We start from the raw sequence: 10,696 nt of genomic DNA on the forward strand, positions 1-10,696 counted from the left end.
ACGCCGCCAAAAACGCCTCAACCTCCCCAGACATCAACGGCTCCGCTCAGAACCGGGCACGATCACAGCCGTGGGGAACACGAGTACACCTACACCGTGTGCTGCGCACCGCGAACCGCCGCGGCCGTCGGATCGAACCACCCCAAGAAATCAGGCCCCGACCCCACACTCTCCAACGGCTGTACCTGACCCGACACCAACACCTTCCCGCCACCCAACGACGGCACCATGTGGTCCTTCCACATCCCCACATCACCAGCCTTCAACTGCGCCGGCGGCACCGGCTCGGTCACCGGAGTACCCGGCGGCGGCAACGTCACCTGCGCCTGCCGGTAGGCCTCACTGACCGACGCCCCATCAAGCATCGCCCGCAACGCCCGCGCCCCAATCCCATTGCGCGCCTCCACCAGATCCCCGTTAGGCAGCTGCACCTGCGTACTCTTGGCGTCAACGAGCTGACCACCGTCACCGGCGTGCTCACCACCAGCGGTGCCACCCTCGCCACCACCAGCGTTGCCTGCACCATTCTCGGTACCGTTCACCACCGGTGTCCCCGCCGCAGAACCAGCCCCACCGGCCCCGTTCTCCCCGTTACCGGGCTGCTCCAACTTCACCTGCTTGGCGTCATCCTTACCGTCGGTGTCGTCATGCAGACCTAGCTGATCAGCCTGACGCGCCAACCCACTCAACGCCCCCAGGTCCGAGAACGGCATCCCACCGCCCCCAAGCGACGGCATCCCCCCCATCCCCGGAAACCCGCCACCCATACCGGGCATCCCACCACCCAAGCCCGGCAGACCCGCCCCCAGCGCCGGTACCGGCGGTTCAGCGGGCGCCGCAGGCGCTGCCGGCGGCACCGGAGGGTTCTCAGGCGCCGGCGGCGGGTTGTCCTTCTTCTCATCGTCCTTCTTCTCGTCGTCTTTTTTCTCGTTGTCCTTCTTCTCCTCGGGCTTGCCGTCATTACCCTTGCCGTCGCCTTCAGGCTTGTTGGCACCACCGGGCTGCTCACCCTTCGGTGTTTCCCCGCCCGACGCATCGACAGTCAGACTCCGCCACTTCTCCGCCAACGCCTCCGTCGCCCGCTTATGGGCCTGACCGTCCGCCTCCGCCTCCCGCACCACCTGCCGCATTCCACCGGTGATCTCCTCGATCTCCTTGGTGAAATCAGCCCACCCCTGCTTGGTCAACCGCGGCTGATGGTTCAGACGCTCCTCCAACCGCACCCGGTCAATGAAGTGATGCAGCTTCGTCAACCGAACCTTGTAGTCATCCAGACGCCCCGCATAACTGCGCTGATTCTCCCGGGCTGTCCTTTCGCCGCGACAATCCTCACCGTCGTAGTTGTGCGCCCGAACGGTCTTACCCACCAGATCCGCCAGGCCGGAACGAACCGCCTCAGCCGCTGACCCTGTACTCACAATCCCATCCCCTTCCAGACCGTCAGAAATCCAGCCGGCGTTCCTGCTCGGCCACCGACATCAACTCCGCCTCACCACCAGCACGATCAGTCTCCGCACGGCGCATCGCCACATACCGGTCATGCGCAACCCCAGCAACCCGACACAAATACTCGTTCAACGTCGCCGAATCCCACGACCCCACAGCCGGATTCAGCAACCGAACACCCGACACATACCCCTGCCGAGCCACATTCACCAACACCGACCGCCGCGCCGACACCGCCGACGCCGCAACCACACTGTCCACAACCTCACCATCGAGAAACGGCCCGGCACCACGCTCATCCGCTACCGACACCGCACCCTCCCAAACCAAGTGTGTTACCAACATTGATAAAGACAATATAACACACTATGAACACATGGGCGTGAATCCTCTCGCCCGTTGAAGGCGGGAAGATTCAAGGCAGCGCTACGCGGAGCGCTTTGCTAACCGCCTGCATCGTCCGCGCTCAGACAGGGCCGTCGCCAGTGCGACCCATGGGGTGTGCAACCTCGCCACCGCGCCGGTGCAGACCTCGCCCCGTGGTAGCGGAGAGGTCCTGGCGTTACCGTTCGCTCCCGGGATAGTGGCCATGGCGCTTCCGGAAGTCCTCCGCCAGCGTGTTGACGATCGTCTGCAGTTGCACCGCTTGCGTGTTGACCAGGTAGTTGTTGAGGTCGTCGAGGTGGCGTGCGATGTTCTCCGCTGCCTTTGCGTGCTGGAGGGCGATCTGCTGGTCGACGGTGAGCGCGGGCGCTGGAGTCGTGCCGTCTGGGGTGTCGAGGAGGCCCATTGCTTAGGTCCTTTCGGGGTTAGTTAGTGGCCGGCGGGGTTCGTCGTAACGACGACCATCGCGGTGAGTCTCAACGGGTTCGATTTGAAACGCCGCACATACCTGAAGAATGCGGAAGGCCAACAAATCGTGGAACGCGGCCTGGCCATCGTCACAGGCGACCTCCACCGCCGGCTTGATCGCCCGCGGATATTGCAGACCTGGTCGAGATCTCGCGGCGCCGCACAACTCACGCCTACGCAGGCGAACCGGCACCGGGTCGCATACTGGCCTCCCAGTGCGTCACCACCGCCGCGACTTGCGGCCCGAAACCGGCCAACACCGCGCAGTAGGCAATGTCGGCCACCGACACCGGCTGATGACGCCAGCAACGCACCAACTCCACAAGCCGGCCCATCCGGTAAAACCGCTGATACCGGTCCCGCGTCGCCACCGACGCCGGCGCATCATCCAAGTCGATCGCCCGCGCCGCCGCATCCGGCAGCCACACCGCATGATTGTCTCGATCCAGCACACCCCGGAAGTGCGCCGCCCAATCCACCGGCCGACCATCGCCGATCTTCACCAGCACATCAACATCCGCACTGTTGACCAACGACTGCTCCTCAGCGGCACGCACCACCTGCGCACTGATCTGCGCCGCCAACGTGCCTACCGCACTCGGACCCCGATCCAGGCCCGCAATCCGCTGCGCCAAGGTCGGCTCAACACCGGCCAACCGATGCTGATGCCACCCATCCAACACCGGAGTCGGACCCGACCCACGCAGAATGTCGCGACCCGACACCGCAACGAAATCAGTCACCCCAGGCGGCTTCGCGCAATACGGGTCGGACGTTGCAATAGCTGAAATCCGCACGCCTGCAATACGTTCCGTTGCCGCCTCAGCGTGCGCTAACACCACATCCACTGGTGTCGGCCAACCCATGAACTGGGCCGCCCACCCCATCGGCAGATCGAAATCGCGCACCGCCACCCGCACCCCGGTCGGCAAGAACACCCCGGCCGGCACATACTCGCCGCCACCCATCGATGACGCGACAACCGTGCGCGGACCCGACGCGGTCTGCAACACCGACACCGCCCAGGTCAGCACCAAGTCATCCCCGGAGGCCTCAGTGCCCCGCACCAACCCCTCCAGTAACCGGCGGGCATCCACCAGATCAGGATTGACATCCTCCTGCGGCAACATGCCCGCCGCGACACCACCAGAACTGCTGGCCACCACCGGGGCCGCCGACCCACCCGGCCCCTGACCACCGCCGCCGGTAGCCGCCGCAGCACCCGCACCCGATGCAACCCCGGCTGATGCCGCTGACGTCGGCACCGACGGCACCTGTCCACCGGCACCCGCCGGGTTATACGGAGGCAATACACCACCAGTCGGACCACCACCGCCGGCCATACCGCCCACCGGCGGCATCATCGACCCACCACCGTCGAAACTACCCGGGTCTGCGGCTGATGCCGCAGACGTCGGCGCCGGCGCCGACGCCACCGGCGGCATCGGTTGCGCTGACATCGGCACCGACTGCGACGCCAACGGCGTCAACGGTGCGGCAGGAGGCAACGCCCCCGACGATCCCAGGCCCGAGCCGCCAAGAGCCTGCGAAAACTGGGATGTACCCGGGAATGCGGTCGCCGCCGGCTGCACCGCACCACCAGACGACGCGACCGACCCCAACCCACCATCTCCACCGGGCAACCCGCCCGCACCCGACAACCCAGAGCCTGCTGAGCCCAAACCTGAACCCGCAGAACTCAAACCACCGTCGCCACCACCGGGCAGACCACCCATGCTCGGCATCCCACCCGAACCACCACCAGGCATCGACGGCATCGACGGCATCGACGGAGCCTTCGACGACCCAGACGACCCCGGACGCCCACCACCAGACTGCGCACCACCCGCACCAGGGAGACCCGCCAAACCACCCGGCTGTACTGGGTCGGCTTGACTGCTGCTGTCGATTCCGTTATTGCCAAGGCCGGTTGCGCCTGGGTCGGCCTGGCTGTTGCTGCCGATGCCGTTGTTGCCGGTTGCGCCTGGGTCGGCTTGGCTGCTGCTGCCGATGCCGGTTGCGCCTGGGTCGGCTTGGCTGTTGCTGCCGATGCCGTTGTTGCCGGTTGTGCCTGGGTCGGCTTGGCTGCTGCTGCCGATACCTTGGTCGGTGCTTGATCCGCCTTTGACCGGTGTTGTGGTTGGGTTGTTGCCGTTACCCTGCTGGTCTGGGTGTGTTTTGTTGTCGTAGCATTGTATGCCTCCGTGGCTGGTTGGCGGTTTTGGTGGGGGCTGCGGTGTTGAGACGGCTGCGGCGTCTTCCAAGCCCTGTGCGGCCACCTGGTCCACTTCGCCCTGGTAGGTGGTGATGACCTGGATCAGCGCCTTGTTGTTCGCGCCGTTGGCGTTGTAGTCCTTGAGGGCCGCATCGTGAATCGCCGTCAGTTGGTGTTTCATGCTGTACACCGCGGCCTGGTACCCCGTCGCCGCGTCGTATCTGCGCTTGTAGTGATCACTCGCGTCGTAGGCGTAGTCGATCATGGTGCTGAGCAGCTGATGCCGCGCATCACCGGCTGCACCACGCAGGTAGTCGGACTGGCGCATCCGCCCGTCCTTGAGCGTCTCTGCCAAATCGGTGTGGCTGGCCGACTTCGTCTTCTGCCTCGCCGCGGATTCACTCAACTGGTGCGAGCTGACGCCCGGCCAGATCGGCGGAATGCCCAATACCTCCGCGACCTTGTCCTGCGGACACGGCATATCACCATCACCGAACATGCGCCGGCCCTAATCCAGCCCGCACACTTGACGGCCATGGTCGTATGCAGCTTTTGCTGCGGCGTCATCGAGGGCTGGCTGCTGAGACAGCCCTTTACTGTCGACTTTGTAAGCCGCTATTTGGTGCAGCGCACTGAAGACGTCGGCCATGGCGGAGCGGATCTGGGGGCTTGCGCCTGGGTTGGCGTCGAGGGCTTGCTGCATCGCCACCACGTAGACCAGGCCCTCGGTGCGGGTCTGGTCTGGGTGCGACCCTGCCGCGTTGACCATCCCGTACACGCTGCACAGGTTGATGTCCTGCTGGTGTTGGCTCTGGGCGTTGACGGCCGCGGTGTCCGTTCGGGTGCTGGGGCCGATGTGGGCACCGAGCAACCCGCCGCCGAGCCCCGCGATCAGAGCGAGGGCCGCGGTGGCAGTGGTGCGCAGGCAACGATTCCGCCATGCGGGTGCGGGCGCGGGTGGGGGTGGTTGCCCCCAGGCGGGCGGCTGCCCCCACGATGGTGGCTGTGGGATCAGTTGCGGCGGTGGCCAGGTACCGGCCGCCGGCGGCGGGCCGACGGGTGCCACGGTGCGGTGATCGACCTCAGTCATCTGATTTCGCCGCCCTTCCTTGCGTTGCGGCCGTGCACCGCGTTTGTCCTAGTGTCCGCTATTTCCTGGTGAAAGTCTCCCCGTTAAGCGAGGAGCGTTGGGCCGATGGCCTGCACATTGGCCGCGTTTTGTTCCTCGGTGGCGGTCCCGTCGGCCACCGTTGTCGCACTGGCGGTACCCAGTTTCAGACCCAGCGCCGCGCTGACTGCCGCGATTTCTTCATCGTAGGCGCTCCACTGAGCCATCTCGGCCATGATCAGCGCCGAGACCGGGTCCAACCCGGCCCCTGCCGTACCCAGTTCGGGGGAAGCCGACTGTGCCGCTGTCGACTGCGTCGCACCAGCCTCCTGAGCGGTCGCTGCCGCCAATCCGGCGCTCTCCATTGAGATTACGTGGTTAGCGTCCGCGCTCATCGTTGATCCTTCCTGCCTTCTGGAATACCTGCACCATCTCCACGCCTACGACGTTCTGCATCAGATCGTCGGTGAAGGGCGGTTCAGCGAACGTGGAGAAAAAATCCGTGTACAGCTGTTCGACACCGCGTGCGGTGCCCGCTACATTGCGGGTGATCGCATCGTTGATTGCATCTTCGAGCTCTTCGACGGTGAGCTTGTGCTGCAACCCGGGCTGCACCCACGCCTCCACCAGCCGGCCATTGGCGTCGTGGCTGATCACCACTTCATCGTCTTCGTCGCCGCAGTGCACATAGTTACGCACTCGGCTCTGAAACGCCGACACCGCATCAAGCATCCCGGTCAGTCGCTCCACCAGTTGTGCAACCTCTCCAGCGTCCTGCGCGGCAGTTCGCCCCGGCTTCGACGGAACCGTCATGACTGGACCTCCTGATCTTGTGCCGGCCGCTTAGGGCGGCGCCGCTGCGTGCGTTCCAATTCTCCGAACACCGGCTCAGTGTTGGACACCCCACGGTGCACCACCCGCTTGTCCGGGTTCAGGTCCTTGTCGCGCTCCGCCTCGCCTTGCTGCCCAGCGGGTGCACCCATCATCGGCGGGAACATCCCGCCACCCATGCGCCCACCACCGGAACTATTACCAGCACCCCCTGACAACCCACCCAGACCCGGTGTAGGCCCACCGGCCCCAGCCAGACCCATGCCGGCGGCGGGTGAGGACATGACCGGCATCGCGGGTGCACCGCCACCACCACCGGAGCCGAGGTCGCCCCCGAAACTGCTGGGCATCGTCCCACCCGGTTCATCAGGCTCATCACCACCGGAATTACCGCCCGAATCGCCACCGGAATCCCCTTTGGGTTGCCCCAGACCGGCCAGCTGCGACAGCGCCGACATCGGCATCCCTCCACCCGGCATCCCACCGGAAGGCATTCCCCCAGAAGGCATCCCACCGGGCATTCCCCCACCGGGCATTCCCCCACCGGGGGGTGCCGCTGCTGTGGCCGCGGCTGCTAATGGTTCCTCGCGGGCCGCGGCACGCTCAGCCTCACCGGCCTCCGCGGCGGCTGCCCGCACCGCCGCGCTGACCTTGTCGTCGGCGTCTGCCACCTCGTCATCGGTACCGTCAGCCTCCTTACCTGCCCCGGCGGCGTCGTCGTCACTGGACCCGCCGGGCTTGGGCTCGGCACCTTCGTTGGCCTTGGGATCGACTTTGTCGGCGATACCGTCAGCACGCTGCGGTTCGGTGGGCAAGTCCTGCGTCGCACCCTGGGCGGCTGCGATGTAGCCGGCCTGATGATCACTGGCTTCCTGACGAGCAGCCGTCAAATCCGCTGTGGCCGCATGGAATTGGACGGGATTACCGGTCGACTGAAAGACCCGGTACCCGTCAGCGACCCGCTGATGCAGGGCTACAAACTGCTGCGGCGGTGGCGTGCCCTGCCGAGCGGTCTCAACATGGGTGGCGTGATTGCTTGCCGCGCTGGCCATCTGCGCGGCGTACCGTGCCGCCGACGCCAACCACTGCCCCATCTGGCGGGTGTTCGCCCCCGCCTGCTGGCGGCCACCACCCCAGCTGGCATCAACACCATCACCGTGCGAGGCGATGTCATCGGACAACGACGCCAACGACGTGCTCAAGTTCTGCATCCGCGCCGCATACTCGCGCAGCGGACCCGCACCAGGACCACCATGAATCGCCGCCGACCACGCCTCATCAGGCATCGGCACCCCCGTCACCGGTATGGCCGGCAATCCCGACGGCGGCGGCGGTGGCACCGCCGCCGCACCGGTCGGCACCCCCGCACCCCCCGGGGCACCGGTGTGACCATGAAGGATTCCCGACACCGCCGCCTCATTGGCCGCCTCGGTCGCCGCCAGCGATGCCGCCGTGGCCGTGATCGCCTGCCCGCCCTGAGCACGCAACGCCCCCGCATGGGCCAGCAGACCCGCCAAGGTCGCCTCCCGCTGGGAAAACGTCGCCGCCGCCGCCACCGATGTCGCATCACTGCCCGCCGGAACGCACCCAGCCGGTGTCGCCACCCCGGATCCCACGCTGCCTGCCAGGGCGGCACCGTGAGAACTCAGAGCGGCGGTATCCGCCGAAACCTCGTAGGCCATCGCCTCACCACATCACAGACGCCGGACACACGGCTAGGTCAAGATGCCTTCGACCTTGCGGCGCCCCTCATCCTCGCCGGCCTCAAAGGTCTGCGTGGCAGCCTTGGTGCCCTGCGCCAGCTGACGGTAGGACGCCGCCAACCGCAGCAACGCCGCCTTACGGGCCTCCTGCGTGCGCTGCTCAGCCTCCAGGTACACGCTGTAGGCCTTACCCAAAGTGGTGCGCAGTTCGTCGATCGAGACCGGCGGTGTGTTCGCCAGCGTCTCCAGCTCCGTGGCCGCAGCCTCGTAATCAGCAGCGCTCGCGTTGGCCGGGACCGCATCCCAGCTGATCGTCTGAGGAGTCATCGCCATCCTTCCCCTGGTGCCCACAACGCGCACCAATCCCTGTGTATCACACACTGTAACGCAGAATAACGCAATTGACACGCGGTGTGCCAACAAATTTGACTACCATGCGTGAAAGTGCGTTAACGTGTGCCACATGAGCATCACCGACACATCGGTGCGTCGCGACCGGCCGCAACGGCCATCCGGACCAGTCCTGCGGTCAAATCGCCTGACCTGCCACCGGATCCTCCCCCGGTGCCGGCTGGCGACGCGACAGCCCGGCCGGGGCGCAGCCCCGGCGTGTCTGCGCCGACACCGTCGTACCGTGCGCCACACTGCTACCAACCGCCGCCTGGTTAACCAGCCTGGTTAACCAGACCACGCGGTACAAAACCCACACTCACCAGGTGAAAGGAGCACCCGGGCCGGTCACACGCCGACCCACCGGAAACCACTGAACACAAATACATAACCCGCACGCAAAGCACCACAACGGCAAAACCCTCGACCGGAAAACCGACCGAGGGCACCGAGTCCGAGGCTCCAACTCGAACAACTGCTTTCGCGTGAACCTCCCCACGAAGGGACCGTCAGTGAAAGACGCCTCCCACGGTAACTCATGCCTGGACCACGGTCCAGCACACGAGCAAAACCGTGACCTTCCCGCAACGCCGCCGCCCCACCTGCCCTACCGGGGCAGCAGCGCCGAGCGACCACACCGCGGAACAGCCCGAACCGGCCCCCGCGCCCTCGCACTGGCCCTCGCCGGCTGCACCACACACCCCCGAACCCAGCAATCACCCCGCACCCGAATACCCGTCGTGCTCGAACTCGACCCCGACGCCTACGCCGGGGTCCCCTGCTGGAGCAAAGGCTGGGCACACTGGGCCCACGTCACCGTCGCCTGCGCCTACGACCTGCACTACGCAACGATCCGCCCACGGATGTGCAACGGCGGCGTCGCCCGCAAAACACTGATCCTCATCGCCGCAGCCCTGGCCCAATCAGCCGACTACGCCACCGGCCGCAACGCCCGGGCCAGCAACGCCCGCATCGTCGCCGCAACCGGACTGTCCGACCGGCAAGTCCAGCGCGGCCGCGAAGCGCTCAAACTGCTCGGCGTTGCCACCGAAATTCTGCGAGGCCGCAAACGCACCCGCACCGAACGGTTCGCCAGCTGGCGCTGCGGCGACAAATCCCGCGGCTGGGCCAGCGTCTGGGCACTGCACGACACCCCCGCATTGCGGCGATTTGTACACAACATGTCACCCCACCCGCGTAGCGGTCCCGTAAGGGATAAAACTCCTGTTAAGGAGTTGGTTACTACCGACACCGACGACCCTACGGGCCGACGGCAAGGCGGCGCACAGCGCCGCAGCAGCCCAGACAAGGGTGGGGCGGCCCTGGCCGTGGCCTGGCGCGCCCACCCAGGCGCCCCACCGTGGAGCCGGCGCCACAGCCCTTCAGCCTGGGCAGCACAGCTCGCAGAACCTGCACGGCACGGCTGGACCCCCAACGACCTCAACGCGCTGGTCACCGACTGGCTCGGCGTCGGCCGCCAAATACCCGACAGCCCACACAAGCCCATCGGCCTACTCGGAGCGATGCTCGCCTGGCACGACAACCCCGCCGCACGCCCCGCCGCACTCGACGACGCCCGCACCGTTCAAGAAAGCTTGGCCACCAGGGGGCACCAGCCACCGGCGTGGACTGCCCAAGACCGCGCAGACCACCAACACGGCCGACAGATCGGGCAAGCCGCCCTCCACGGACCGGCCCGGGCCGCAGCACGGCAGGTCATCGACGACATCGTGCGCCGACGCCGACCGTGACGATCAGCCGGACCTGCAATCCCGCCCGCCATCGGCAAGGCCGCCGCGGTCGGCGCCGGCCGTGCGCAGGTCACCATGGAGCTACAGCGGATCCAGCGGTCCAAGGCTCGTCGCCATGCCGATGCGGCGGCCACGGAGCAAGGTGCACTCCCCCACGCCGCGCTGGTCGTCGCAGACGGCTCAGGGCAGGGCGATCCGCAGAGCCCGGCTGATTGCGAGCATGGTCGCCGGCGACAGTGCGCCCAAGGATTCGGTTAGCTCGTCGTGATAGAGCTGCACCAGGTCGTCGACCAGCACGAACCCGACGAGCGGATCCGCGGCGCTCAGCGGCACCACCGTTGGTACTGCGGCGCTCTTGCTGGTGGTCGTGATCCGGGCGGCCAGTACCGTGTCGAGGTTC

10 protein-coding genes are annotated in these 10,696 nt (G+C 66.5%); 1 reads left to right on the top strand and 9 read right to left on the bottom strand.

Annotated elements, in window-relative coordinates; translation table 11 throughout:
- Positions 1–89 precede the first annotated feature (89 nt).
- From KIH27_RS21365 to KIH27_RS21400, 8 genes are all read right to left on the bottom strand, one after another.
- Positions 90–1,253, bottom strand: a complete 1,164-nt coding sequence (locus KIH27_RS21365) for a hypothetical protein (RefSeq protein ID WP_214094968.1) — start codon at positions 1,251–1,253, stop codon at positions 90–92.
- A 755-nt stretch (positions 1,254–2,008) separates the two neighbouring features.
- Positions 2,009–2,236: a hypothetical protein gene (locus tag KIH27_RS21370; RefSeq protein ID WP_214094969.1), complete on the bottom strand. Its 228-nt coding sequence runs from the start codon at positions 2,234–2,236 to the stop codon at positions 2,009–2,011.
- Between the two features lie 235 nt (positions 2,237–2,471).
- Positions 2,472–4,994 carry a nucleoporin FG repeat-containing protein gene (locus KIH27_RS21375; RefSeq protein ID WP_214094970.1) on the bottom strand — a complete coding sequence of 841 codons (2,523 nt, stop codon included), beginning with the start codon at positions 4,992–4,994 and terminating at the stop codon, positions 2,472–2,474.
- A gap of 27 nt (positions 4,995–5,021) precedes the next feature.
- Positions 5,022–5,603, bottom strand: coding sequence for a hypothetical protein (locus KIH27_RS21380; protein ID WP_214094971.1), 582 nt, complete (start codon positions 5,601–5,603; stop codon positions 5,022–5,024).
- 83 nt (positions 5,604–5,686) lie between these two features.
- On the bottom strand, positions 5,687–6,016 hold the full coding sequence (locus KIH27_RS21385) for a hypothetical protein (RefSeq protein ID WP_214094972.1): 330 nt from the start codon (positions 6,014–6,016) through the stop codon (positions 5,687–5,689).
- Positions 6,000–6,434, bottom strand: coding sequence for a hypothetical protein (locus KIH27_RS21390; RefSeq protein WP_214094973.1), 435 nt, complete (start codon positions 6,432–6,434; stop codon positions 6,000–6,002). Before KIH27_RS21390 ends, KIH27_RS21385 begins: the two co-directional genes overlap by 17 nt.
- Complete coding sequence (locus KIH27_RS21395) at positions 6,431–8,134, bottom strand: PPE domain-containing protein (protein ID WP_214094974.1); 1,704 nt, start codon at positions 8,132–8,134, stop codon at positions 6,431–6,433. Before KIH27_RS21395 ends, KIH27_RS21390 begins: the two co-directional genes overlap by 4 nt.
- A 33-nt stretch (positions 8,135–8,167) precedes the next feature.
- Positions 8,168–8,482: a type VII secretion target gene (locus tag KIH27_RS21400; protein WP_214094975.1), complete on the bottom strand. Its 315-nt coding sequence runs from the start codon at positions 8,480–8,482 to the stop codon at positions 8,168–8,170.
- Positions 8,483–9,285: 803 nt separating this feature from the next.
- On the opposite strand from KIH27_RS21400, the gene KIH27_RS21405 reads away from it, so the two are divergent.
- Positions 9,286–10,296 carry a helix-turn-helix domain-containing protein gene (locus tag KIH27_RS21405; RefSeq protein ID WP_307856971.1) on the top strand — a complete coding sequence of 337 codons (1,011 nt, stop codon included), beginning with the start codon at positions 9,286–9,288 and terminating at the stop codon, positions 10,294–10,296.
- A 180-nt stretch (positions 10,297–10,476) separates the two neighbouring features.
- Here KIH27_RS21405 and KIH27_RS21410 read toward each other — a convergent pair.
- Positions 10,477–10,696: type II toxin-antitoxin system PemK/MazF family toxin (locus KIH27_RS21410; protein WP_214094976.1), on the bottom strand; the 220-nt coding region annotated here is incomplete at its 5' end.

It is taken from the genome of Mycolicibacter acidiphilus (assembly GCF_018455725.1).
Classification (GTDB): domain Bacteria; phylum Actinomycetota; class Actinomycetes; order Mycobacteriales; family Mycobacteriaceae; genus Mycobacterium; species Mycobacterium acidiphilum.

Bases quoted from the DNA above. Each gene is read 5' to 3' on its own strand.
- KIH27_RS21370 (WP_214094969.1), bottom strand. From the start codon at position 2,236: ATGGGCCTCCTCGACACCCCAGACGGCACGACTCCAGCGCCCGCGCTC.
- KIH27_RS21375 (WP_214094970.1), bottom strand. From the start codon at position 4,994: ATGCCGTGTCCGCAGGACAAGGTCGCGGAGGTATTGGGCATTCCGCCG.
- KIH27_RS21380 (WP_214094971.1), bottom strand. From the start codon at position 5,603: ATGACTGAGGTCGATCACCGCACCGTGGCACCCGTCGGCCCGCCGCCG.
- KIH27_RS21385 (WP_214094972.1), bottom strand. From the start codon at position 6,016: ATGAGCGCGGACGCTAACCACGTAATCTCAATGGAGAGCGCCGGATTG.
- KIH27_RS21390 (WP_214094973.1), bottom strand. From the start codon at position 6,434: ATGACGGTTCCGTCGAAGCCGGGGCGAACTGCCGCGCAGGACGCTGGA.
- KIH27_RS21395 (WP_214094974.1), bottom strand. From the start codon at position 8,134: ATGGCCTACGAGGTTTCGGCGGATACCGCCGCTCTGAGTTCTCACGGT.
- KIH27_RS21400 (WP_214094975.1), bottom strand. From the start codon at position 8,482: ATGACTCCTCAGACGATCAGCTGGGATGCGGTCCCGGCCAACGCGAGC.